General features: G+C 68.3%; 22 protein-coding genes. 8 read left to right on the forward strand and 14 right to left on the reverse strand.

What is annotated here, in order from left to right:
* The first annotated feature begins 37 nt into the window (after positions 1 to 37).
* On the forward strand, positions 38 to 553 hold the full coding sequence (secB, locus tag F1642_RS08240) for a protein-export chaperone SecB (protein WP_045981936.1): 516 nt from the start codon (positions 38 to 40) through the stop codon (positions 551 to 553).
* A 6-nt stretch (positions 554 to 559) separates the two neighbouring features.
* Complete coding sequence (locus F1642_RS08245; protein ID WP_046000504.1) at positions 560 to 1,168, forward strand: HD family hydrolase; 609 nt, start codon at positions 560 to 562, stop codon at positions 1,166 to 1,168.
* Between the two features lie 54 nt (positions 1,169 to 1,222).
* Here F1642_RS08245 and F1642_RS08250 read toward each other — a convergent pair whose 3' ends face one another.
* The 3 genes from F1642_RS08250 to F1642_RS08260 form a co-directional block, all read right to left on the reverse strand.
* Positions 1,223 to 1,534, reverse strand: coding sequence for an H-NS family nucleoid-associated regulatory protein (locus F1642_RS08250; protein ID WP_046000505.1), 312 nt, complete (start codon positions 1,532 to 1,534; stop codon positions 1,223 to 1,225).
* 80 nt (positions 1,535 to 1,614) lie between these two features.
* The gene (locus F1642_RS08255; protein WP_042252328.1) at positions 1,615 to 2,166 is read right to left on the reverse strand and encodes an ActR/PrrA/RegA family redox response regulator transcription factor; all 552 of its coding nucleotides are present in this window, start codon (positions 2,164 to 2,166) and stop codon (positions 1,615 to 1,617) included.
* 77 nt (positions 2,167 to 2,243) lie between these two features.
* The gene (locus tag F1642_RS08260; RefSeq protein ID WP_194885971.1) at positions 2,244 to 2,873 is read right to left on the reverse strand and encodes an SCO family protein; all 630 of its coding nucleotides are present in this window, start codon (positions 2,871 to 2,873) and stop codon (positions 2,244 to 2,246) included.
* Between the two features lie 92 nt (positions 2,874 to 2,965).
* On the opposite strand from F1642_RS08260, the gene F1642_RS08265 reads away from it, so the two are divergent.
* Together F1642_RS08265 and F1642_RS08270 are read left to right on the forward strand one after the other, a co-directional pair.
* Positions 2,966 to 4,312, forward strand: a complete 1,347-nt coding sequence (locus tag F1642_RS08265) for an ActS/PrrB/RegB family redox-sensitive histidine kinase (protein ID WP_245008407.1) — start codon at positions 2,966 to 2,968, stop codon at positions 4,310 to 4,312.
* Between the two features lie 65 nt (positions 4,313 to 4,377).
* Entirely contained in the window at positions 4,378 to 5,970 is a 1,593-nt protein-coding gene (locus tag F1642_RS08270; protein WP_370582836.1) for a PAS-domain containing protein, read from the forward strand.
* On the opposite strand, the gene F1642_RS08275 is transcribed toward F1642_RS08270, so the two are convergent.
* From F1642_RS08275 to F1642_RS08305, 7 genes are all read right to left on the reverse strand, one after another.
* On the reverse strand, positions 5,971 to 10,449 hold the full coding sequence (locus F1642_RS08275; RefSeq protein ID WP_194885972.1) for a translocation/assembly module TamB domain-containing protein: 4,479 nt from the start codon (positions 10,447 to 10,449) through the stop codon (positions 5,971 to 5,973). It lies immediately after the preceding gene.
* A complete protein-coding gene (locus F1642_RS08280) occupies positions 10,449 to 12,308 on the reverse strand; it encodes an autotransporter assembly complex family protein (protein WP_045981930.1) in 1,860 nt (619 codons plus the stop codon). The genes F1642_RS08275 and F1642_RS08280 overlap by 1 nt, the downstream gene beginning before the upstream one ends.
* A 113-nt stretch (positions 12,309 to 12,421) precedes the next feature.
* Positions 12,422 to 13,348, reverse strand: a complete 927-nt coding sequence (locus tag F1642_RS08285) for a glucokinase (protein WP_194885973.1) — start codon at positions 13,346 to 13,348, stop codon at positions 12,422 to 12,424.
* 14 nt (positions 13,349 to 13,362) lie between these two features.
* The gene (locus F1642_RS08290) at positions 13,363 to 14,469 is read right to left on the reverse strand and encodes an ABC transporter ATP-binding protein (protein WP_045981928.1); all 1,107 of its coding nucleotides are present in this window, start codon (positions 14,467 to 14,469) and stop codon (positions 13,363 to 13,365) included.
* Between the two features lie 3 nt (positions 14,470 to 14,472).
* The gene (locus tag F1642_RS08295) at positions 14,473 to 15,327 is read right to left on the reverse strand and encodes a carbohydrate ABC transporter permease (RefSeq protein ID WP_194885974.1); all 855 of its coding nucleotides are present in this window, start codon (positions 15,325 to 15,327) and stop codon (positions 14,473 to 14,475) included.
* Entirely contained in the window at positions 15,317 to 16,189 is an 873-nt protein-coding gene (locus F1642_RS08300) for a carbohydrate ABC transporter permease (RefSeq protein ID WP_045981926.1), read from the reverse strand. The genes F1642_RS08295 and F1642_RS08300 overlap by 11 nt, the downstream gene beginning before the upstream one ends.
* Before the next feature lie 65 nt (positions 16,190 to 16,254).
* Positions 16,255 to 17,496, reverse strand: coding sequence for an ABC transporter substrate-binding protein (locus tag F1642_RS08305; RefSeq protein WP_045981925.1), 1,242 nt, complete (start codon positions 17,494 to 17,496; stop codon positions 16,255 to 16,257).
* A gap of 181 nt (positions 17,497 to 17,677) precedes the next feature.
* Between F1642_RS08305 and F1642_RS08310 the strand changes: the two genes are divergently transcribed.
* From F1642_RS08310 to F1642_RS08320, 3 genes are all read left to right on the forward strand, one after another.
* On the forward strand, positions 17,678 to 18,382 hold the full coding sequence (locus tag F1642_RS08310; RefSeq protein ID WP_194885975.1) for a response regulator transcription factor: 705 nt from the start codon (positions 17,678 to 17,680) through the stop codon (positions 18,380 to 18,382).
* Positions 18,369 to 19,781: an ATP-binding protein gene (locus tag F1642_RS08315; protein ID WP_194885976.1), complete on the forward strand. Its 1,413-nt coding sequence runs from the start codon at positions 18,369 to 18,371 to the stop codon at positions 19,779 to 19,781. Before F1642_RS08310 ends, F1642_RS08315 begins: the two co-directional genes overlap by 14 nt.
* 69 nt (positions 19,782 to 19,850) lie before the next feature.
* Complete coding sequence (locus F1642_RS08320) at positions 19,851 to 20,273, forward strand: hypothetical protein (protein ID WP_045981922.1); 423 nt, start codon at positions 19,851 to 19,853, stop codon at positions 20,271 to 20,273.
* On the opposite strand, the gene F1642_RS08325 is transcribed toward F1642_RS08320, so the two are convergent.
* The 4 genes from F1642_RS08325 to F1642_RS08340 form a co-directional block, all read right to left on the reverse strand.
* Complete coding sequence (locus tag F1642_RS08325) at positions 20,274 to 21,014, reverse strand: amino acid ABC transporter ATP-binding protein (protein ID WP_194885977.1); 741 nt, start codon at positions 21,012 to 21,014, stop codon at positions 20,274 to 20,276.
* Positions 21,011 to 21,685 (reverse strand): amino acid ABC transporter permease, encoded by a 675-nt coding sequence (locus tag F1642_RS08330; protein ID WP_045981920.1) that lies wholly within the window; start codon positions 21,683 to 21,685, stop codon positions 21,011 to 21,013. Before F1642_RS08330 ends, F1642_RS08325 begins: the two co-directional genes overlap by 4 nt.
* A gap of 1 nt (position 21,686) precedes the next feature.
* Positions 21,687 to 22,442: an amino acid ABC transporter substrate-binding protein gene (locus tag F1642_RS08335; protein ID WP_045981919.1), complete on the reverse strand. Its 756-nt coding sequence runs from the start codon at positions 22,440 to 22,442 to the stop codon at positions 21,687 to 21,689.
* A 173-nt stretch (positions 22,443 to 22,615) separates the two neighbouring features.
* Positions 22,616 to 23,242, reverse strand: a complete 627-nt coding sequence (locus F1642_RS08340) for an enoyl-CoA hydratase/isomerase family protein (protein WP_194885978.1) — start codon at positions 23,240 to 23,242, stop codon at positions 22,616 to 22,618.
* A 75-nt stretch (positions 23,243 to 23,317) separates the two neighbouring features.
* Between F1642_RS08340 and F1642_RS08345 the strand changes: the two genes are divergently transcribed.
* Positions 23,318 to 24,934 (forward strand): DUF2125 domain-containing protein, encoded by a 1,617-nt coding sequence (locus F1642_RS08345; protein WP_194885979.1) that lies wholly within the window; start codon positions 23,318 to 23,320, stop codon positions 24,932 to 24,934.
* Positions 24,935 to 24,979 lie beyond the last annotated feature (45 nt).

Raw genomic sequence — 24,979 nt, forward strand, 5'->3', positions numbered from 1 at the left:
ACAAGCTGGGACAAATCCGCATCACAAAGGTAGGACCATGGCCGAAGAAACCCCGCAGAACGGCGCACAGCCCGCAGCAGCGGCACAGCCGCGCATGCAGATCATGGCACAGTTCATCCGCGACCTGTCCTTCGAGAACGCCGTGGCCCAGAAGGGCGCACCCCAGGGCGAGGTCCAGCCCGAGATCACCGTCCAGGTTAGCCTGGACGCCCGCAAGCGCGGCAGCGACACCCAGTTCGAGGTGATCACCAAGTACCGCGTCACCTCGACCAACAAGGGCGACGGCGCGACGCTGTTCCTGGCAGAGCTGGACTATGGCGGGGTGTTCCAGATCGAGGGCGTGCCGCAGGATCAGCTGCACCCCTTCCTGATGATCGAATGCCCGCGGATGCTGTTCCCCTATGTGCGTCGCATCATCTCGGACATGACCCGCGACGGGGGATTCCCGGCGTTCAACATGGACCCGGTCGATTTCGTGGCGCTGTATCGCCAGGAACTGGCGCGCCGCGCCCAGACCGCGCAGGCGGCACCCGCTGATCAGCGCCTGTCCTGAGGCCCAATGGCCAAGCCCGCATCGCGTGCCTGGCAGCGGATGCTGTCGGGCCGCAGGCTGGACCTGCTGGACCCGACGCCCTTCGACATCGAGATCGAGGACATCGCCCACGGTCTGGCCTTCGTCGCGCGCTGGAACGGCCAGACGCGCGGCGACTGGCCCTATTCGGTGGCCGAACATTCGCTGCTGGTGGAACAGATCTTCGACGGGCTGAACCCCGGCGGCGATCCCTGCTGGCGGCTGGCGGCCCTGCTGCATGATGCGCCGGAATACGTGATCGGGGACATGATCTCTCCGGTCAAGGCGGCATTGGGGCGGGAATACAGGGCGATGGATGAACGGCTGGCCTCGGCCATCCACCGTCGGTTCGGCCTGCCCGCGACGCTGCCCGTGGCGGTCAAGCGGCGCATCAAGGCCGCCGACCGCGTGTCCGCCCGCCTGGAGGCCGTGACCATCGCAGGCTTTGCCCTGCCCGAGGCGCGGCGTCTTTTCCCCGTCCCCGAGGCGCAGATGCTGCCAGACCTGCAGATCACCCTGCGCCCGCCCGCCCAGACACGGGCCGCGTATCTTGAACAGTTCGCACAGCTGATCGCCCTAATCGACAAGACACGCTGAAACGCAAAAGGGGGCCGCAAAGGCCCCCTGTCGATCACGTCGGCGATGCGTGGATCAGATCAGCAGATCGTCCAGCTCCTTGCCGCTTTCCAGGCTTTCCTGCACCCAGCGCGGTTTGCGGCCGCGACCCGTCCAGGTCATCGTCGGGTCCTGCGGGTTGGCGTATTTCGGGGCGACGGTCCCGGACTTGCGCGTCTTGGCGCCGGTCAGCTCGGACAGGTTGAAGCCATGCTCGCGCGCGGCTTCCTCGATGGCCGTCAGGGCTTCGCGCCGCTTGCGGTCCTCATAGGAATTGATCGCGCGATCCAGCTTGGTCCGCAGGTCGCGCATTTCCTTGAGGGACATAGTGTCGAAATCGATGCTCATTGGTTCCGGTTTCTATATAGGGAATGTTAATCCCCATCCAATATAGACCGTTTCTTTAAACGTTCAATATATTTAAATCGTCACCGTGGTCCGCGTTTTGCCAGAATACGCTGCAATGTCCGGCGATGCATATGCAATCGGCGCGCGGTTTCACTGACATTGCGCTCGCATTGCTCATAGACGCGCTGAATATGTTCCCACCGCACGCGATCCGCGGACATCGGGTTTTCCGGTGGCGGCGGCAGCAATTCTCCGCTGGACAGCAATGCGGATGTCACGTCATTCGCGTCGGCAGGCTTTGCCAGATAATCTGTGGCACCCATCTTCACCGCGGCGACGGCCGTGGCGATGGCGCCGTATCCGGTCAGGACGATGATACGGGCATCGGCGCGCCGTTCGCGCAGCGCCTCGACCACGTCAAGGCCGTTCCCGTCCTCCAGACGCAGGTCCACGACCGCATAGGCGGGCGCACGGCGTTCAATCAGGCGCATCGCACCGGCCACGGTCAGCGAGGTTTCCGGCTGAAACCCGCGCTTTTCCATCGCGCGCGCCAGGCGGGTCACGAAGATTTCGTCATCGTCGACCAGCAGCAGCGAGGCGTCGGGGCCGATTTGTGCGTTCAACTGATCCATCTGTTGGCCTTTTCACGGAATTTAACGGCAAATGGGAAGCCGCGCGGGCAATATCAAACCCCATGCGACAAACTGCCTTATGCAGAGGCATCGGCATAACAGGCGACGGTCTCGGCAATCTGTTCGGGGGTGGTTTCGCGGGAAAAGAATTCGACCGTCTTTCCGCCTGGCATCACCAGATAGGTATTTGTCATGTGATCGACCAGATAATATTCCTGATCCTCTTCGTCATTCAGCTTGAAGTAATTGCGCCAGCCCTTGTTTACGGCGGCAATCTCCTCGTCGCTGCCGGTCAGGCCGATCATGCGGTCGGAAAACAATTCGGTATAGTCCGCCAGAACCTCGGGGGTGTCGCGGCGGGGATCGACGGTGACAAAGACGGTCTGCACATCCTCTCCGGCCTCAGTCAGCAGGGCCTCGGCCTCGGCGTTGCGGGCGCTGTCCAGGGGGCAGACGTCGGGGCAGAAGGTATAGCCGAAATAGAGAAGCGTCGGCTTGTCGAAGACATCCTGGTCGGTGACACGCTGGCCGTCGTCGCGCGTCAGGGTGAAGGGTGTGCCAAAGGCATCCATGCCCCCCGCGACGCTGCTGCTGCTGCATTGCGCGAACTGGTCGTCGCCCGGACGCATGGTCAGGAACAGCGCCCCGCCCGCCAGCACGCCGATGGCGGCCGCAGTGCCGATCAGCAGGATTTTCCGGTCCGTCATTGGCGGGCCTCCTTCGCGTGTCAAATGCCCGCATTGATCGTCCATCGGCGCGCGGGTATCAAGATCGGGCAATGTCGCAGCAAGGGTCGACGATGTCCACATCCACAGCCCCCGACGACATCGCCGATCCCGACCTGCACCAGGCCATGTCGCGGCCGATCGACACCCCAAAGGCCGAACCGATCCGCATGCGCACGCTGGTGCTGTTGCGCTGGTTCGCCATCGGCGGGCAGATGGCCGCAGTCATCGTCGCGTGGATGATGGGCATCGGCTTCGTCAAGACGCCGATCATCCTGCTGATCGCGGCGTCGATCACCATGAACCTGTGGCTGTTTTTGCGCCCGCACAAACGGACCTCTCCGGGGCGTGCGGTGCGGCAGCTGTCCTTCGACCTGGTCCAGATCTCGACGCTGATGGCGCTGACCGGGGGGATGGCCAATCCCTTCGCGCTGCTGGTGCTGGCGCCGGTCACGATCGCGGCCGCGTCGCTGAACGCGCGGCAGGTGCTGGCCCTGGGGCTGGCCACGGTGGCGCTGATCTCGGTCGCGGCGGTCTTCGGGCTGCCGCTGCGCGATCCGGACGGCCAGATCCTGCGGATGGAGCCGATCCTGGCGGTCGGCCACTGGGTCGCGCTGGTCATCGGCGTGGTGTTCTTTGCGGGTTACGCGCATCGGGTGACGGCGGAACTGTCGGACACCTCGGGCGCGCTGTTCGCGACCCAGATGGCCCTGTCGCGCGAACAGCGTCTGCAGCATCTGGGCGGCGTCGTGGCGGCCGCCGCGCACGAGATGGGCACCCCCCTGGCCACCATCAAGCTGATCGCCGGCGAACTGGCGGACGAGTTGCGCGACCGCCCCGACCTGCATGCCGATGCCATCGCCCTACGCGACAGCGCCGACCGCTGCGCGGCGATCCTGCGCAGCATGGGGCGCGCGGGCAAGGACGACCTGCACATGCGCGCGGCCCCGCTGCGCGCCGTGCTGGAGGACGCCGCCCAGCCCCACATGGACCGCGGCCCCCTGATCGAGATCCATGCCGAAGGCCCGGTGATCCACCGCGATCCGGCCATCATCCACGCACTGCGCAACCTGATCCAGAACGCCGTCGATTTTGCAGAAAACCGCGTCGTGATCGAGACCCAGGTGACCCAGGGCGCGCTGGTCGTCACGGTGCGCGACGACGGGCCGGGCTATCCGCCGCACCTGCTGTCGCGGATCGGCGACCCCTATCTGACCCGGCGCGCCGAGGCGCAGCGCGGCAGCTACGAAGGGATGGGCCTGGGCCTGTTCATCGCCAAGACGCTGCTGGAACGGTCGGGCGCGCGGCTGACCTTTGCCAATGGCGGGCCGGGTGCCATGGTGTCGGTGCGCTGGCCGCTGGACCGCATCCGCGCGCAGGACCGGATCGCGCTGGCCCACAATCCGACCTTCGACGCCTGAGTTTCTTAACGCCCTGTTAATCAAGCCCGGATTATGGTCCCATCGAACGGAAGGGGGCGTCGGCAGTGGACATTCAGGGTGCAGGTCTTGTGGCGATGGCGGTCCTGTGCGGGACGGCTTCGGTGCTTCTGGCGGTGGCGGTGATCCGGGTCTGGGACCGCCGACAACCGGGCCAGGGCCGCGCGGCACGGGCCGGGCACGCGCTGGACGGCAAGGTGCAGCCGATGGTGTTCCTGTTCCGCGCCGCACGCCTGGTCGACGCGACCGCGCCGGCCCGCGCGCTGCTGGACCGGATGGGCGCGCCGGATGACGACTGGCTGCGCCTGATGCGCTGGATCGGACCGCGCTTTCCCGACGCGCCCGACCGCCTGTCCATGCTGCCCCGCCTTGGTCGGATCGAGCTGGTGGGCCAGCAGGGGCGGGGCAGTGCTACCCTGCGCCTTGTTGCCGAGGATCTGGGCGACCGGCTGTGGCGCGTCAGCGTCACCGATCCGGGCGCCGAACATGCGGGCATCGTGGTCGATTCGATGTCCCTGCAGGCGATGGAGGAGGAGCTGGACCTGCTGCGCGGCGCGCTGGACCAGACGCCGATGCTGGTCTGGCGCCTGGATGAGGAGGACCGCGTGACCTGGGCCAACGCCGCCTATCTGCGCCGTGCCGAGGCCCGGTCCGACGAGGCGCTTGGTTGGCCCCTGCCCCGCCTGCTGGACGCGCCGCGCCCCGTGCCGGGTGCAGGCACCGCCACCCGCCGCGCCGGACTGGAGGATCAGGGCGCGGTGTCCTGGTACGACTGCCACAGCCACCGCATGGGCGACGAGGTGATGATGTTCGCCCTGCCCGCGGACGCCGCCGTGCGCGCTGAACGCAGCCTGCGCGATTTCGTCCAGACCCTGACCAAGACATTCGCCGACCTGCCGATCGGGCTGGCGATCTTTGACCAGGGCCGGAACCTGCAGCTGTTCAACCCGGCGCTGATCGACCTGACGAACCTGCCGACGGGCTTCCTGACCGCGCGGCCGTCGCTGTTCGATTTCCTGGACCAGCTGCGCGAACAGCGCATGGTGCCCGAACCCAAGGACTATCGCAGCTGGCGACAGCACATGGCCAATCTGGAAAGCGCCGCCGCCAACGGCCACCACGTCGAGACATGGTCCCTGCCGGGCGGGCAGACCTATCGCGTCACCGGCCGCCCCCATCCTGACGGCGCGGTGGCCTTCCTGTTCGAGAACATCACGTCTGAAATGTCGCTGACCCGCGAATTCCGGGCAGAGCTGCTGCTGGGCGCGCATGTCCTGGACGGGCTGGAGGACGGGCTGGTGGTCTTTTCGGACGCAGGCCAACTGGTCCTGTCGAACCAGGCCTATCGCAGCTTGTGGGGCGCGCCGCCCGAAAGCCTGGCGGATGCCATCGCCACCTGGGAGGCCGCGGCCCCCGCCGGGCGGGGCTTTGCGGCGCTGCGCGACGCGCTGAACCATGCCGATGCGCCGCGGGCCAGCGGCGCGATGGCCGGCCCCCAGGGCCAGCTGCTGGGCTGGACCGTCACCATCCTGTCGGGCGGGCGGCGGATGCTGCGTTTCGGCATCGCCTCGGGACAGGTGATGTCCCAGGGCCTGCCCCAAGACACGCGCCCCCTGTCCAGCGCGATCGGCGCCGACTGATCAGTAGTCGCGTTCGAAGAACACCCCAAGCGAGCTGCCCCCGTCGCTGCCCACCGATCCCCGCGCCCGCAGCGACTGCGTGATATCCAGGTTCAGGTTGATCGACGACCGCCCCCCCTCGCCCACCGAGACGTCGGTATAGACGTTCTCGGACAGATAGCGTCCGGCACGCAGTTCGATGTTGCCCTCGTCGTCGGTCGTCAGGTCCAGGTCGTCCAGGCCCGCGCTTTCGCGCAGGTTGCTGATGATCCCGTCACCGCCGCGCCCGGCCAGCACCGCGATGGCATTGGCCAGCTGTGCCGCCTGAAGCGGGCTGATGCTGTCCAGCCCCCGCCCGAACAGCAGCTGGGACAGCACCTCCTCCTGCGGCAGTTCCGGAGAGGATTCGAAGGTGATGTCGGGGTCGCGGACCTCTCCGTCGATGATGATGCGGGTGGTGATCTCGTCGCGCTCGGTCTCGGCGACCAGGCGGATGACGGGGATCAGGCTGGCCTGCAGCTCGACCAGACCCTCGGTCAGGTTGAAGCGGCTGCCCAGCAGGTCGACCCGACCGCGGATCAGCTGCAGGTTGCCGATGGGGATCGCGTTGCGGGCGGTGCCCTGGATGCGGAAGCCGCCGCCCAGTTCCGCGTCGATCCCGCGGCCGCGGATGAACACCCGGTTGGGCGCGTTGATGACCAGGTCCAGCGCCGGCGGCCGTCCCGGCGTGGCCGGCGGCCCCGACATGCCCGCGTCGCGCGAGGCCTGGCTGGGATAGGGCTCCAGCCCGGCCTTGGCGCGCGTGGCGCGGACCGGCGGGCGCTGGTTGCCGACATGGGTGATGTCGGGGATCGCCCGCGCGCCGCCCAGGCCGGTCGAGGGGATTCGGATCTCGGTCTCACCCAGGTCGATGCGGCCGGACAGGGTCTGGCCGGTCGCGGCCGTTCCGCTGAAGCGGACCTGCCCGTCGATGATCGTCTGGTACAGGTTCGGGTCGCGCAGCACGACCTGCGCCAGCGCGACCGAGATGTCGGTCGCCCCGTTCGTCAGGTCCACCGGCCCGGAGAGCGTCACCCGCCCCCCGGCCGAGACGTTGGCCGCCCCGTCGATCTGCAGCCGCCCCGACTGGAACCCGGCGGTGACGTCGATCCCGTCCAGCCGCACGCCCAGGCCCGGATCGGCCAGCTGGCCGTTGGTCAGCCGCACCTGTCCCGACACCGCCTGCAGAGACGGGGCGCCCTGGACACGCAGGTTGATCGCCAGCGGGCCCGACACGCTGCGGGTCCGCAGGGTCGTGTTGGCCAGCGCGGAATCCGCGCTGCCATTGACGCCCAGATCGACGGTCGATCCGTCGCGGGCGGCGGTGCCCGCGATGCGCAGGTCGGTGCTGCCCGGCGCGGTGGCGCGCAGGTCGACCGCAAAGGACGGGCCCTCCTCGCGCACGGTTCCGGTCACCGCGACGGCGCCCGGAAATTCGGGGACGATCAGTCCCAGATCGGCCAGCCGCGCGTTCAGGTTGATGCCCGTCGCGGGCGCCCCGTCCGCGGTCACCTGCAGTTGCGGGTTGGTCACGTTCAGCCGCTGGACCGAGATGCCCTGCGCCCCCTGGCTGGCGGCCACGTCGAACCGGGTCTGCCCTGCCAGGATCGGATCGATCCGCGGCTGGCCCAGGGACAGGCCGCTGGCGGTTCCGGTGGTCTCGATCCGGCGCGTGGTGCCGTCATCAGTCAGCCGCGCTTCGGCCTGGACCGCGCCGCTGATGCCGTTGCCCAGGAACCGCAGATCGCCCGCGTTCAGCGTGGCCGCGACATCGGTCGCCCCGGCGCCGACCTGGCCCGTGGCACTGGCCGACAGGCGCGGGTTCTCGACCTGCGCGGTGTCGATGGTGAAGATGCCGCCCTGTTCGGTGCCGGTCACGGACAGGCGCGTCTCGCCCGCAAGGGCGCCGTCCACCTGCGCCTGACCGAAGGACAGGTCGCGCCCGGTCCCGGTCACGGCCAGCCTGCGGATGCCGTCGCCGGCCTCGGCAAAGCTGCCCTGCGCCTGCAGGCTGCCGCGCCATCCCGGCCCGAAGGGCGCCAACGACGCGACGTTCACGTCGCCGGTCAGATCGGTGACGCCCAGACCATAGGTCCCCTGCACCACCGCGCGCATCTGGTCATTGGTCAGCCGGCCCTCGGTGATCGTCACGACCCCGTCGCGTTCCGACGCCTGCAGCGCCAGCTGGGTCGTCCCGGTCAGCGCGCCATCCGCCCCCGTCGCGCCCAGGGACAGGTCCTGCCCGCTGCCGGTGACGTCGATCAGCCGTGCGCCATCCTCCTCGCGCAGCGTGGCGCGGGCCTGAAACCCGCCCGCCCAATCGGCGCGGATCGAGGACAGGTCAACGACCGCCACCCGCGCGACGGCGTCCAGCGCGCCCTGGGCAAAGCTGCCCTGCGCATCCGCGCTCAGCTGCGGATTGGCCAGCCGGAAATCCTCCAGCTGAAAGCCCTCCGCCGTCTGCAGGGCGCTGGCGGTCAGCTCGGTCTGCCCGCTCAGCGCATTGTCCAGCGCCTCGATGCCGATGCGCAGATCCTGGGCCTGACCGTTCAGGGTCAGGCGCCGCTGGTTCTGCGGTCCGGTGACCTCGGCCGTGGCCTCCAGTGACCCGCCCAGTTCGGGGCCGGCATCCGCCAGCGACGGCATGGACACCTGCGCGCGCAGATTGCTGGAGGTCGAGTTGATCAGGCCCTGCGCGGTCGCGGTCAGGCGGCTGGCGTTGACGCGGAAATCCTCGACCTCAAGGCCCAGCTCGTCGCGGCGCGCCTGCAGCAGGATCGTGGATTCGCCGTCCAGCAGCCGGTCCAGCTGCGGCTGGTCCAGCGCGATGTCGCGGCCCGACACGCGCGCGTCGATGTCGAAGCTGCGGTTCAGCAGGACGTAATAGCCCTCGACCGTGGCATCCGCGCTGCCGGTCAGCGGCCGGCCCGCGACGCCCGACAGGCGCGTCAGGTCGGTATACCGGGCACCCGCATCCACCGACAGCGTGATGCCGCTGCCCAGGCCCGAGACCAGGAAGTTGCCGTCCAGACCGTAATCCGCGCCACGGACCCGCAGGTTGGTGATGTCGACCGCGTTGCCGGGGGTAAAGTTGAACCCGGTCCGCCCCTCGATCTGCGGGCCCACGGCCTCGGCCAGTGACGCGTCGTCGAAATCCAGATCGCGGGCGGCAAAATCGATGGCGCCGATGACCTCGGACAGGGCGCCCTCGTCCAGGAAGATCTGGCCGCGCCCGGCCAGGTCCAGCGCGCCAAGCGCCACCCCGTCCAGGTTCAGCGCGCCGATGCCCCCGTCCAGGCGCCAGCCGTCGCTTTGCGCCGCGTCATAGTCAAAGGTCAGCCGCCCGGAATCCACCGTCGCCCCCTCGCCCGCGAAGGGCAGCGGGACGGGCACCTGCGGGGCGCCCGCATCGCGGCCCAGCATCACCTGCAGGTTGGCCTGCTGGGGTGCGGACTGGTCGTTCGTCGACAGCGACCCGGCAATGCGCAGCGCCTCGGTGTGGATGTCCAGACGCGGAATGTCCAGACGGCCGGTCTCGGCCCGCCAGCCTTCGGCCAGCAGCTGCGTGTCCTGGCCAAAGAAGGCCCGGTCCTGCGGTCGCAGCAGCGACGCGACATCGCCGCCCAGCTGGAACCGGAATCCGGTGCCGGGGGTGCCGTCGGCGCCGGTCTGGCCGTTGGCGCTCACCTTTCCGGTGATGCGGGGCTGGCCGTTGGTGGCCAGACGGATGTCGGCGGCGAAATCGCGGATCTGGCCCTCGCCGCTGATCTGGGCGGTCAGGGCGGGCTTGTCATAGATGCCGACAAGGTTGGCCAGCAGGCCGTCGGCGGCCTCGTCCAGGCCCAGGTTCAGGCGCAGGATCTGCGTCTCGTTGGCATAGCCAGCGTCCAGCACGAACTGGCCGCGCGGGCCGTCCAGGCGATCGACGGTCAGCTGGGCCGTGCCCTCGCCCCCCTCAAGGCTGATGCCGCCCGAGATGCTCAGCGCGGCCTCGACCCCGATGACCGGTTCGCCCAGCATCACGCGGTCGGCGCGGATCTGTTCGATGTTCAGCGACACGGGCAGTTCGGGCAGCGCAAAGACCGGCGCCTCGGCCTGCACGGCCGGTTCGTCCGACTGTGGCAGGCGGGGCAGCAGGATCTCGTCGGCGGACAGCTCCGCGATCTCGATCCGGCGGCGCAGCAGGGCGCTGCGGTTCCACTGGATCGCGCCGTTGCGCAGGGTCAGATAGGCGCCGTCCTCGTCCGAGATGCGCAGTTCGGTGAAGGTCGCGCGCGAGGACAGCGCGCCCTGGAACCCCTCGATCACCACCTGGCGCCCCTCTCCGGACAGGTTGCTTTCCAGCAGTCCGGTCAGAAATCCGCGGTCGCTGTCGGCCTCGGCGCTGATCTCGGCGGCGCTTTGGCCCAGCACGGCCATCGGGAACAGGACGACAAAGGCGGTGATCCAGAACTTGCGCATTAGAATGCCTGCCCCAATCCAAGGTAAAGTTGCACGCCGTTGCCGGTGTCGCCGCTGACCGGCCCGGCCACGTCGAACCGCAGCGGACCGATCGGCGTGTCATAGCGCACGCCCAGACCGGCGCCCGCATGATCGTCGCCCTCGCCGCCGAAGGCGTCGCCCGTCCAGACCTGGCCGTAATCGGCAAAGGCCACGACGCCGATCTTCTCGCGCACCTGGACGCGGAATTCGGCCGTGGCGCTGGCAACCGACAGGCCGCCGGTCTTGATCGGGCCGTCCGGGCCCGCGATCTCCTCGACCCCCAGGGACTGATAGGGATGGCCGCGCACCGTGCCGCCCCCGCCCGAGAAGAACAGATAGTTGCGCGGCGTCGTCGCAAGCTCGCTGCCAAAGACCGATCCGGCCCGCGCCCGACCCGCCAGGGTGAACCGGTCATCGGCGCCGAACGACCGGAAGGCCCGCCCCTCGGCCAGGGCGCGCATGCCGGAACTGGTGTCCTCGAATCCGGCAAAGGGCGTCACCTCGGCGGACAGATAGAAGCCGCGCTTGGCGTTGTTCTGATCCTCGCGGCGGTCCCAGATCACGTCCATCGGCAGGGCCAGGACCTTGAAGTCGGTGCGCCCGTTGGCGTCGAAGACGCGCGAGTACTGGTATTCCAGCGCCGCGTCGGCGGTCAGGCGATCGCTGAAGATGTGGTTCAGACCGAAACCCAACGTCGCCAGGTCCTCGTCGTAATCCTCCTCGCGCATCTGGGCCACCTCGGCCTCGACATAGGCGGTGGTGTCGGGGGTGATCGTAGCGGGGCGTTCCAGACGGATCGTCAACTCGTCGTCGCGGTCGCTGGTCTCGGATCCGATGTCCTTGATCCGCCCGTCGATGCGCAGACGCTCGCCCCCGCCCAGCAGGTTGCGGTGCATCCAATAGGCCGACACCAGCGCCCCGTCCGTGGTCGAGATCTCGGCGCCGGCCCCGATGCGCCGGGGGGGCTGTTCGACCACGGCCAAGTCCACGTCCAGCGTGTTGCCGGGGCTCAGCGTCTCTGCCTCCTGCAGGGTGATCGCCGAGAACACGCCGGTGCGGCGCAGGCGCTGGCGGACGGTGTCCAGTTCCTGGGGGTCGAAGCGCTCTCCCTCGGGGAAGCCGGCGATCTTGCGCAGGCGGCGTTCGTTCAGGCGCTGGTTGCCGCTGACGGACATGCGCCCGAAGGTGACGGCCGGGCCGGGTGACAGGGCGATGCGGCTGTCGACCTGATCGGCGTCGTGATCGGCCACGATCTGCTGGTCGGCGACATCGGCCTTGGCATGGCCATAGGCGCGCCAACCGTCCACACCCGCCAGGGCCGTGCTGCGCATGACGCCGGTGCCCGCGATCTCGCCCGTGGCGTATTCGTCCGGGACCTCGGTGCCGGGGGCCACCGGGGCCATCTGGGCGCGTGAGAAGCGGAAGACCGGGCCGGGATCGACGGTCACGACGACACGGGACACCTGGGCGGGCGCGTCCAGGGGCGCCACCTCGGCGGCCTCGACCCCGTCCAGGGTGATGGTCACGGCGCCGTCGTAGAACCCCTGATCGTACAGCAGGCCCAGGATGCGGGCGTAATCGCCGCGCGCGGCCGCCAGCACGTCCTGTCCGGTGGTGCGATCCTCGTTCAGCGCGCCGGTCAGCAGCAGCGATTGGCGGATCTGGCGGGTCAGCCCCTCGTCCCCGCCGGCGACCTGCACGTCCAGCGCGACGGGCCCCTCGGATTCGCTGCTGCCGCCGAACAGGCCCGAGAACGGAGAGCTGCTTTGCGCCATCGCGGCACCCGCCACGCCAAGCGCCGTCCCTGCCACCAGGATCGCCCTAAGATATGCCCGCATCGCCTGCCCCGTCTTTTTGCTTGCGGCAATTCAAACAGGATCGACGGGGCGAATCCAGCAATCTTTGGGGATTTTCCCGGATTGGCAGTTAACCTTTGCGGGACCGGCGAAGCCTAGCTCAGGGCCGCCAGGCAGCCGTGCAGCGCCGCCATATCGTCGCGGATCAGAAAGACCGGCGTGTTTTCAGGGATATGGCGCATGTGGCTTTCCGCCAGGAAGGCCGGTTCGAACAGCGCCATCCGGTCGGCGATGCTGCGGCCCACGCTGCCGGCCAGGAACAGCCCCTCCAGCGGCATGAAGCGCAGCGACAGTTCGCGGCACAACAGCCCGACCAGTTCGGCGAACAGGTCATAGGTCGCGACGGCCGCCGGATCCCCCGCCTCGGCGGCGCGGGCGACGTCCTCGCTGCGCATGGGGGCGGTGCCGGTCATCGCGGCGTGCAGGCGCGACAGGCCGCGGCCCGCGAACGTCTCCTCGGTCGAGAAGAAGCCGGCCGCGGCGGCGGTGCCGACGCGGTCCTGAAGGCGGGCCATGATGTTGGCGGGCAGATGGGTGTGCCCCTCCTCGGCCTCGAGGACGGTGATCGCGCCGCCGGGCAGCACGCGCACCGCGCAGACGTTGAAGCCGGTGCCCAGGCCCACGACCAGCGCCTGCCCGTTGCGGGCGCGGGTCACAGGGGCCGCGCGCAGCGTGCCCAGCTGTTCGCCCGCCAGCGACGGGGTGGAATAGCCAAGCGCCGACAGGTCGTTGATCAGCCGCACCTGGTCGGCATCGGTCAGCCGCGCCAGGTTGTCCTCGTCAAAGGACCAGTCGCGGTTGGTCAGCCGCGCGCGTCCGCCGCTGACCGGTCCCGCCACGGCGATGCACATGGACGAGATGTTGGGCTGGTGCTGTTCCGCCATGAACTGGCGCACCACGTCGTCGAAGCTGGCAAAGTCGTCGCCCTTGAAGCGGGTGACCGTGCCGGCGTCGATGGACCCGTTGCGCGCGATCGCCATCCGCGCATTGGTTCCGCCCACATCGCCCAGAAGCATCGCCATGCTGTCACCCCTTCTCAGTTCAGCCGTTCCCCGTCCTTAGGCGAGAAGTACGACACTTTCGAGAGGTCGAATGCCAGCGGAAACGGCTGGCGCGCCCGGACGGCGCTTTCCGCGCGCAGCCGCGCGGTGACAGCCTTGCCGCCCAGATGGGTGACGGCGAAGGTGTCGGCACCCGCCGGTTCGACGATCTCGATCATCACGTCGCCGCCCGCACCCTGCGCGGTTCCGGGCAGATGGGCATTGCCCGTCGCCTCGTGGATGTCCTCGGGGCGCACGCCCAGGACGATCTGGTCGGGCAGGTCGCGGGCCACCGGGTCGGTGATGACCAGCGGCGTGTCGCCGGGGCGGTCGATCTCGATCCGGGTCTGGCCCGCCTCGGACCGGACGCGGGCCGGGATCAGGTTCATCGCCGGGCTGCCCATGAAATCGGCCACGAACATGTTGGCGGGCTTGTTGTAGATCTCGGCCGGGGTGCCGATCTGCTGGATCACGCCGCCCTTCATGACGACGATCTTGGTGGCCAGCGTCATCGCCTCGATCTGGTCATGGGTGACATAGACGATGGATGCGTTCAGGTCCTGGTGCAGCTTCTTGATCTCGGTCCGCATGGACACGCGCAGCTTCGCGTCCAGGTTGGACAGCGGTTCGTCGAACAGGAACAGCGCGGGGTCGCGGACCAGGGCGCGACCCATGGCGACGCGCTGGCGCTGGCCGCCCGACAGCTGGCCCGGCTTGCGGTCCAGCAGCGGTTCGATCTGCAGCTGGCGCGACACCTCGGCCAGCTTGGTGGCCTGGGTCGCCTTGTCGACGCCGCGCACCTTCATGCCGAAGGTGATGTTCTTGGCGACCGACATCGTCGGGTAGAGCGCATAGGACTGGAACACCATCGCGATGTCGCGGTCCTTGGGGCTGACGCCCGTCACGTCGCGGTCGGCGATGCGGATGGCGCCGCCGGTGATCGGCTCCAGCCCCGCGATGCAGTTCAGCAGCGTGGACTTGCCGCAGCCCGACGGGCCGACCAGCACCAGGAAGTCGCCCTCGTCGATGCTGATGTTGATGTCGTGCAGAATATGGGTGTCGCCATAGGCTTTCTGCAGGTGGTCGATTTCCAGAATGGGCATGGCTTATCCCTTGACGCTGCCGGCGGTCAGGCCGCGGATGAAGTATTTGCCGGCGACGACATAGACCAGCAGCGTGGGCAGGGCGGCGATGATCGCCGCGGCCATGTCCACGTTGTAGGCTTTGACGCCGGTGGTGGAGTTGACGATGTTGTTCAGGGCGACGGTCACGGGCTGCGACCCGGCCCCGCTGAAGCTGACGCCGAACAGGAAGTCGTTCCAGATCTGCGTGAACTGCCAGATGACCGACACGGTGATGATCGGCAGCGAAATGGGCAGGAAGATCGACCAGAAGATGCGGAAGAAGCCCGCCCCGTCGACCTTGGCCGCGCGCACCAGTTCCTGCGGGATGGTGACATAGTAGTTGCGGAAGAACAGCGTGGTGAAGCCCAGGCCATAGATCACGTGGACGAAGATCAGCCCCGGAATGGTGCCCGCAAGGCCCATCAGGCCCAGCATCTGCGCCATCGGCAGCAGCACCACCTGAAACGTGATGAAGCAGCCGAACAGGATCGCGGCAAAGAACAGGTTCGCGCCGCGGAACCGCCACTGGGCGAAGACATAGCCGTTCAGCGCGCCGATGATGGTCGAGATCATCACCGCGGGCACGGCCATCAGGACGCTGTTCCAGAAGAACGGGCGCAGGCCCTCGCACTGGGTGCCGGCGCAGGCGGACGACCAGGCCTCGGCCCAGGGGGCGAAGGTGATCTCTCGCGGCAGGGCCAGCAGGCTGCCGGTGCGGATCTCCTCCAAAGATTTCAGCGATGTCGTCAGCATGACGAACAGCGGCATCAGATAGAAAAGGGCGAACAGAATCAGGATCCCGTACAGGCCCCACCGCAGCACGGTCTTACTTGTCATGGCGCGGCCTCAATTCGCTGTAGAGATAGGGAACCACGATGGCGAAGATGACCATCATCATGATCATGGCGCTGGACGCCGCCTGCCCCAGGTCGCCGCGCGAGAACGCCATGGCGTACATGTAGGTCGCGGGCAGGTCGGTGGCATAGCCCGGTCCGCCGCCGGTCAGCGCGATGACCAGGTCGAACGCCTTGATCGCCAGGTGCGCCAGCACGATGAAGGCCGACAGGAAGATCGGCGCCATCGTCGGGATGATGATCGCGGAATAGATGCGGTGCGTGGGAATGCCGTCGACCTGGGCCGCGCGGATGATCTCGGTGTCGACCGAGCGCAGTCCGGCCAGGAACAGCGCCATCACGAACCCGGATGCCTGCCAGACGGCCGCCAGCACGACGGTATAGATCGCCATTTCGGGCTTGATCAGCCAGTCGAAGGTGAAATTTTCGAACCCCCAGCCGCGGATCGCCTGCTGGATGCCCAGGCCCGGGTTCAGGATCCATTTCCAGGCGGTGCCCGTCACGATCAGCGACAGCGCCATGGGATAGAGATAGATGGTGCGCAGGACGCCCTCGGCCCGGATCTTCTGGTCCAGGAAGATCGCCAGCATCAGCCCGATCGCCATCGAGATGACGATGAACAGGGCGCCGAAGATGAACAGGTTGTTCATCGCCACGTCCCAGCGGGGGGCGTCGAACAGCCGCTGATATTGCGTGATACCGTCCAGTTCATAGCGCGGCATCAGCCGCGAGCGGGTGAAGCTAATCCAGGCCGTCCAAGCGATGAAGCCATAGACAAAGACCAGGATCGCCACGAAGGACGGCGCCAAGACGACCTTGGGCACGTTGCGTTCAAGCCATTCCATTCCGGTAAACCCCCAAAGAAAAACCCCGCGCCCGCGATCCGGGGCGCGGGGTCGTCAGGCCGTGATCACATCGCGTTGGCGACGGCGTCGGCCAGTTGCGCCACGGCGTCGTCCGACGACATGTCGCTGTTGAAATGCGCGGTCACCACGTCGGTGATCGCACCGGCCGGCGCGCCGCGCAGCGCCATGCCATGCGCATAGCTGGGCAGCAGGGAGCCGTTTTCCGCATCCGCGGTCATGTCGGCGTTCGACTGCTTGGCGCAGTCGTCGAAGTCGTCCAGCGCAACGTCGGTGCGGGCCGGGATCGAGCCCTTGTTCAGGTTGAACGTCTTCTGGAAGTCCGGGCCCATGATCAGGCTGGCCAGAAGGGCCTGGCCCTGCTGCTTGTCCTCGCCGTCCAGCTCGAAGAAGGCGAAGCTGTCGACGTTGTAGAGGAAGCCCTCGCCCGGGGTGGGCGCGCAGACGAAGTCGACGCCCGGCTGCTTGCCGGCGGCCAGGAACTCTCCCTTGGCCCAGTCGCCCATGATCTGGAAGGCGGCCTCGTTGTTCATGACCATGGCCGTGGCCAGGTTCCAGTCACGACCCGAGAAGTTGTCGTCGACAAAGCCGCGGATGGTCCGCATCTGGTCGAAGACCTGCTTCATCGTGTCCGAGGTCAGCGCCTCGGGGTCCAGATCGACCAGCGCCTGCTGATAGAATTCCGGCCCGCCCAGGCCCAGAACGACCGTCTCGAAGATGGTCGCGTCCTGCCAGTTCTGACCGCCATGGGCCAGGGGCGTGATGCCCGCGGCCTGCAGCTTCTCGGCCGCGGCGTTGAACTCTTCCCAGGTCGTGGGCATCTCGATGCCGTTCTCGTCCAGGATCTGCTTGTTGCCCCAGATCCAGTTCACGCGGTGGACGTTCACCGGTGCGGCGCACCACTGGTCCTCGCACTTCATGTGGGCGGCGATCTGCGCGGGCAGCACGTCCGCCCAGCCGTTCTCCTCGGCAACGGTGCCGATGTCGGCCAGGCCGGTCTCCTCGTACCATTCCTGGATCGCGGGGCCCTTCAGCTGCACGGCGGTCGGCGCGTTGCCGGCCAGCACTCGGGCGCGCAGTGCGGTCATCGCGGCGTCACCGCCGCCGCCGGCCACGGGCATGTCGGTCCAGGTGCCGCCCTCGGCCGCGAACTGCTCCTGCAGGACGGCGACCGATTTCGCCTCGCCGCCGGACGTCCACCAGTGCAGCACCTCTGCGGTGGGTTCGGCCATCGCCGGCGCAGCCAGCATCACGGCGGTCGAAGCCGCCAGAACGGATTTGATGTTCATGGATCCTCCCAGATCTATCCCGCGCGGATTCGGTGATCCGCGTGTGGGTCGATCATGCCGCAAGCCCAGTCATGTCCGCAACGCAGTGCAGCCATGCGCCCAGCAGTTTTCGCAGCGTTACGTTACAAACTGTTACGTAACCCCTCCCTGCGATGCTAGATCACGGATCGGAGGACTGTTGATGAGCCTGCACCGCCTTCTGCTGGTCGAGGATGACGCCGACATGGCCGCCATGCTGGCCGCCTATCTGCAGCGCCACGGCCTGCACGTGACGCGCGCTGACAGCCGCGTGACCGCGCTGGCCGCGCTGCGCGGCGGCCGGGTGGACCTGATCCTGCTGGACGTGTCCCTGGGCGATGACGACGGCGTGGCGATCTGCGCCGAGATCCGCGAGGCGCAGGACGTGCCCATCATCATGGTCAGCGCCCTGTCCGCCGACCACCAGCGCATGGCCGGCTACGAGGTCGGTGCGGACGACTATATCGCCAAGCCCTTCAACCCCGACCTGCTGCTGGCGCGCATCCGGGCGGTGTTGCGCCGCGCGGGCCGGGCACCCAGCCTGTCCCACCGCAAGCGCGACAGCGTGCTGCGGTTCGCGGGCTGGCGCTATGACGCGCGGCGCGACGAGGTGACCGCCCCCGGCGGCTGGCAGGTCAGCCTGTCGTCACGCGAAACAGCGCTGCTGCGGGTGTTCCTGGCCAATCCGCTGATCCCCCTGACCCGCGACGAGATCGCCGCCGCGCTGGACGACGACGAGGCGGCCGAGGGGCGCGCGATCGACATGCTGGTCGGCCGCCTGCGCCAGAAGACCGACCCGGCGCTGATCCGGACCGAACGCGGGCTGGGCTATGTGCTGTCGGCCGAGGTCGCGCGTGACGCTGACTGACCGCCTGTCGCTGCGGGTGGTGGCAAGCCTGTGGGTCGTGCTGGCGATGCTGGCGGGCGGCGGGTCGGTCTGGCTGTGGACCGCCAGCGACGCGGCCTGGGACGCGCATCTGAACCGCGCCTATATCGCCGGTCTGGCGCTGGCCGACAGCCTGGAGGCGGGCAGCGCCCTGCCCCAGGGCCTGTCCCAGGTCCAGCTGCGCGCCGCGCCCGACCTGCCGCCCGGCTGGCGGCAGACGGTGATCACCCTGACCGGCGGCGGCAGGCCCGACCTGTCGCAGGGCGCGCGGCTGTCGGTGCGCATCCAGTCGCCCGACCTGACCTATCCCGCGGCCGAGGTGCAATCCGTCGGCGGCGGCAGCCAGGCCGCGGGCCTGGCCTCGATCACCCGCACCCTGGCGCGGTTCTGCAGCGAGCCGCGACTGTTCGTCCAGCAGGACACCGGCCCATGGATCCGCGTGGACGGTGCGCCCGTCTGGGGCTGCCAGGCCGCGCCGCCCGACCGCCGCCTTCTGGCTGGCGCGCTGGCCCTGGGGGCGCTGGCCCTGCTGCTGGGCTGGGTGGCGGGGGTCGCGGGGGCGTTCACCGCCTTTGCGGCCGCGCTGCGCGATCATCGCGCCCGCACCGCCGCCCTGCCCGTCGGCGGCGTGATCGAGCTGCGCCAGACCGCCGAGGCCGTGAACGCCTATGTCGCCCAGGACCGCGCCGCGCTGGAGAATCGGGCCCTGGTCCTGTCGGGGGTCAGCCACGACCTGGGCACGCCCGCCACCCGTCTGCGCCTGCGCAGCGCGATGATCGAGGATGCCGCCCTGCGCGACCGGCTGGACCGCGACATCGACGAGATGACGACGATGATCGACGGCGTCCTGACCTATACCCGTGCCGAAATCGGGGCCGAACCGTTCCGCCAGCTGTCCCTGACATCCCTGGCCGAGGCGGTCGTGGCCGATTACCAAGACGTGGGCCTGCCCGTGACGCTGCGCCAGTCGTCGCTGCCCCCTGCCCGCGCCGGCACGCTGTTTTCCCGAACCACCAGCCGTCCGACGGTGGACAGCCACGCCCTGCTGATGCGCGGCCAGCCCACCGCGCTGCGCCGCGCGTTGTCCAACCTCATCGACAACGCGTTGAAATACGGGCGCGAGGCGCAGGTGCTGACCGGCGGCGACGCGGACGAGGCCTGGATCTCGGTCACCGACCGCGGATCGGTCCTGACCGAGGACGACTTGGCGCGCCTGACAGGGGCCTTTCAGCGCGGAGAGAATGCCGGCACCGCCAGCGGCGTCGGGCTGGGCCTGGCCATTGTGTCGACCATCGCCGCGCAGCATGGCGGACGGCTGGAATTCCACCGCGCGCCGCAGGGGCTGGAGGCCCGCCTGGCACTGGCGCGCAGCTGGGCGTAAGACGGGCCGACGGAACTCTTGCGAACAAAACCGCGTTTTGTTGGGGAATTCGCAAGAAAGGCTATCATCATGACCCGTGCAGACCGCATCACCCGCCTTGGCTGCGCCGGCGTCGTGGCGCTGCTCAGCGTCACGCCGGCGTTGTCGGCCAGCCCCAATCAGCCGGTTCAGGGCTGGAGCGCGATGCAGGGCATTGAGCCTGCTGCCCTGCTGGAGGACATCCAGACAATGCCGGTTTCGGAAATGGCCGTCGATGACCAGCCCTATTGCGCCGATGATGCGGAAATCGCCGCGACGTTGGAGCAGGATTTTGCGGAACATCCCGTCGACATGACCGGCGTGCAAGGCACGCAGCTGTGGGGGTCCGATCAGCTGGGGACATGGACACTGGTTGCGCCGCGCGATGATCAGACCAGCTGCATCATCGCCAGTGGCATCGGCTTCAGTGATGACCGCAGCACGCAGGCCTATTTCCAGGTCGCAGGGCTGTAATCAGCCCACGCGACGCAGGAAGGCCCGCGTGCGGTCGTCCTGCGGGTTGCCGAAGATCTGCGCAGGCGGCCCCTGTTCCACAATGCGCCCACCTTCCATGAAGACCACCCTGTCCGCAATTTCGCGGGCAAACTGCATTTCATGGGTCACGATCAGCATGGTCTGGCGTCCGTCGGCGATGCGGCGGATCAGGTCCAGAACCTCGCCCACCCATTCGGGGTCCAACGCGCTGGTCGGTTCGTCGAACAGCATCAGGTCCGCATCCAGCGCCATCGCGCGACCGATGCCGACGCGCTGCTGCTGACCGCCGGACATGGCCGCCGGATAGCTGTCGCCCCGATCCGCCAAGCCGATCTGAGCCAGAATGTCATCCGCCCGCGCCCGCGCCTTGTCGGCGGACCAGCCGCGCACGGTGGTCAGCCCTTCGGTGATGTTGCCGCGGGCGGTCTTGTTGGCGAACAGCGCATAGTTCTGGAACACGAACCCCGTCCGCCGCCGCAGGCCCAGGATCTGTGCCTTGGTCGCGCGTGCGGTATCGACCGTCACGTCGCCCATGCGGATCGTGCCCTGATCGGGCGTGTCCAGCCAGTTCAGGCAACGCAGCAGGGTCGATTTCCCAGTTCCTGACGGCCCGATGATCGCCACGCGTTCGCCCGGCTCCAGGCACAGGTCGATGCCGTCCAGAACCGTGTTGTCGCCAAAGCGCTTGACCAGTCCGGTGATCTCGATCTGACAGCTCATCGTGCGACGGCCTTTCCAAGGCTGGATTCCAGCCGGCGCTGGCCGACCGACAGGGTTTCGACGATCACCCAATAGAACAGCGCGACCACCAGGAACGCCTCCAGGTACAGAAAGCTGCCTGCGGCCTCCTTCTGGGCGGCGCCCATCATCTCGGTCACCCCCAGGGTGAAGGCCAGCGAGGTGCTTTTGATCATGTCGATGAAATAGTTCATCAGCGTCGGCGCCGCGGTCCGCGCAGCCTGGGGCAGGATGATCCGGCGCAGCAGCTGGCCTTGCGTCATGCCGATGGAGGCTGCCGCCTCCCACTGGCTGCGGTCGACGCCCAGGATGGCGCCGCGGATGCTCTCGGCCATATAGGCCGAGAAATGCAGCGTCAGGCCGATGATTGCGGCGGTGACGCCGTCGATGCCGGTCATCGCCGGAACGATCTGGGGCAGGCCGAAATAGAACAGGAACAGCTGCACCAGCAGCGGCGTGCCGCGGAAGAAGCTGATGAACACCGCCACGATGCGGTCCAGGACCGGCACGCGCAGCACGCGCACGATGGCCAGCGCCGACCCCAGGGTCAGCGCCGCCACCATCGCGACGATCGCCATGAACAGCGTCAGCGGCACATAGCCGGCGATGACCGGGACCAGGTCCCACATGTAGGCGGTGTCCAGAGGCCGCATGTTACTGCGACACGGGCTGCGTCACGTCGGCATCCAGCCATTTCTGAGAGATCTCGGCCAGGGTGCCGTTCTCCTTCAGGGTGGTGATGGCCGCGTCAACGCGGTCGCGCAGCGCCTGACCGGCCTCGTCGTTGCGGAAGGGCAGGGCGTTCCTGATCTCCGAGAAGGGCTCTCCGGCCAGTTCCAGCGGCAGCGGGCTCTGCGCGATCACCTGGGCCGAGGACACGCGGTCCATGACGAAGGCGTCGACCCGGCCCAGCGCCGTGTCCTGTTCGATGTTGCTTTCATAGGTGCGGATGTCGATCTGGTCGGCATTGGGCAGTTCGCGCAGCAGCTGTTCGAAGTTCGACCCCAGGTTCACCGCGACCGTCTTGCCGTCCAGGCTATCCGGCCCCTCGATCGCGGCCGGGTTGCCCTCGCGCGTGACGATCTGGGCGCCGTCATAGACATAGGGCTGGGTGAAGGCGAATGCCGCCTCGCGTTCGGGGGTGATGGTGATCTGGTTGGCGATGGTGTCGATGCGGTTCGATTCCAGCGCGCCGATCAGGCCCGAAAAGGACATCGTGACGAATTCGACCTCGTCGCCGGTCTCTTCGGCGATGGCGTTCAGGAAATCCACCTCGAAGCCCTGCAGTTCATCCGCACGGGTGAAGGTGAAGGGGAAATAGCCGCCGGACATCCCGACGCGGATCGTGTCGGCCGCGGCGGGCAGGGCGGTGGTCAGGGCAAGGGCGGCGGTCAGGACAAGCGTGCGCACGGGAAATCTCCATAGGTTCTTGGACGTTACCTGCGATCTGGCAATGCGATCCGCAAGCGGGGCGGTGGCAGAAAAGGACAAAGATGCGGCAGGCCGCAGCACCGCAGGAACAAGCCCTGCTGGCGCAACGGCGGGCGGGGAACTTCGTTCCATGACGGGTCCGGGGACCGCGATCAAGCGCGCGAAGGCCGCGTCATCGCCTTGATCGTGGCGACATGGGCGGGGTCGGCTGCCAGGGCATCGGTGGCCAGGGCGCACGCGGCCTCCATCAGGTCGGGCGCGGGCAGGATGCGGTCGACCAGGCCCCAGGCCAGCGCCTCGGGCGCGTCGATCCGGGCGCCGGCCATCAGGATCATCCGCGCCCGCGCGGGCCCCACCAGCGCCACCAGGCGCGCCGGGTCGCTTGGCTGCGGCAGAAAGCCCAGCCGCATCACCGGATAGAAGAACCTTGCATCGGGCACCGCCAGGCGGATGTCGCAGGCCAGCGCCATGCCGAAGGCGCCCCCGGCCAGCGACCCGTTCAGCGCGGCGACGGTCAGGCAGGGCAGGGCGGCCAGCGCGGCGGACAGATCCTCCCATTCGGGGGCCGTGGCCAGACCCGCGCGGGCCTGGTCCAGGTCCGCGCCGGCCGAAAAGACCCGGCCCGCCCCGGTCAGGATCAGCGCCCGCGCGCCGCTGTCCAGGGCCTGCGCCACACCCGCGCGCAGGTCGCGCAGCATGTCGGCGGTCAGGGCGTTTGCCTTGTCGGGGCGGTCGATCGTCAGCAGGGACAGGCCGTCCCGGTGGTGGCTGCGGATCACGACTTGTTCCCTTTCCCTTTCGGCGGCACTGTGTCAGGAATCCCCCCGATTTCAGGTTTGCGAAAGGTATCCGCCATGAACCGTCCCCTTGCAACCTCGGCGCTTGCGCTGATCCTGGGCGCGGGCCCGGCCCTTGCAGACGTCACCCCCGCCGAAGTCTGGCAGAGCCTGCAGGACAGCTATGAACAGATGGGCTATGCGGTCCAGGTCGGGTCCGAGGATGCCTCGGACGAGGCGATCACCCTGACCGACGTGGTCCTGACCGTCGACGGAGAGGCCGATGCCCCGGACATGATCCTGACCCTGCCCGAAATCGTGCTGACCGCGGTCGGCGACGGCACCGTGCGGTCGGTCGTGGGCGGCCAGATGACGCTGGAGAGCAGCGCCGTGCCCGAGGGCGACGACGAGGCCGTGGGCTTTTCCATGACCATGGACGCCCCCGGCAACGAGACGATCAGCTCGGGCACGCCCGAGGCGCTGACCCATGACGTGACCATGCCCACGCTGACCATGTCGGGCCGCGCGCTGGACGACCGGAACGAGGTTCCGCTGACCGCCACGCTGACCGGCGTCACCGGCAGCCAGACCGTCACCACCGCCGCCGACGGCGCCAGCACCCAGACCTTCGAGGGTCGCGCCGATGCGCTGGAGGCGCAGATCACCGCCTCGGGGCCGTCGCTTGCCGCCACAGATGCGCCTGAAACCGCGCCCGACGCCACCGACGCGCCGGAGGCATCCGAGGCGCCCGACGCCCCGGCGGCCACCGCAGAGACCGATGATTTCCAGGCCACGATCACCATCGCCGACCTGACCATGCAGGGCGACGGCACCAGTCCTGCGGGCGAGGTCAACTTTGGCAGCCAGCCCACGCAGGCGCTGCAGGCGGGCTTTGGCGGCAAGGGCAGCTTTGCGATGGGCGCGACCAGCGGCAGCTTCACCGCCAGCACCCTGACCGCGGATGGCAGCCGCAACGATTCCGAAGGCAGCTTTCAGGCGGCAAGCGGCACGCTGGCCGTCGGCATCTCCAAGGACGGCCTGTCCTACGAGGGGGGGCTGACGGACATGACGACCAACCTGACCGCCACGGGCATGCCCTTCCCGATCGCCTATGGCGCGGCGGAGAACCGGTTCCGGCTGGCCATGCCGATCGTGGCATCCGACCAGGAACAGCCCTTTGCGTTGACCTATGTCCTGGACGGGCTGACGCTGGACGACGCGATCTGGCAGGCGCTGGACCCCGAGGCGGCGCTGCCGCGCGATCCGGCCAGCCTGACCATCGACCTGGAAGGGACGGCGCTGCTGACGCAGAACTTCATGGATCCCGACTTTCCGCAGCCGGTGGAGCCCGGTCCGGACGGCGCCGCGCCCATGCCCCTGCAGCCGCGCAGCCTGACCATCAAGGAACTGGCCCTGGACGCCGTGGGCGCCACCGCCGACCTGTCCGGTGCGCTGACCTTCGGCGAGGATCCCAGCCAGCCCCTGGGCAAGATCGAGGGCACGTTCGGCGGCATCAACGGCCTGCTGGACACGCTGGTCGCGATGGGCGTCGTGCCGCAGGAGCAGCTGATGGGTCCGCGCATGATGATGGCGATGTTCGCCCGCCCGGTCGAGGGCAACCCCGACCAGCTGCAGACCGAGATCGAGTTCCGCGAGGGTGGTGCGATCTTTGCCAACGGCCAGCAGATCCAGTGATCCGCATCCCTTGACAGCGGGCCGGGGCATCCGTCCCGGCCTGAT

Source organism: Paracoccus sp. NBH48 (assembly GCF_015390265.1).
GTDB classification, from domain to species: Bacteria; Pseudomonadota; Alphaproteobacteria; order Rhodobacterales; family Rhodobacteraceae; genus Paracoccus; species Paracoccus marcusii.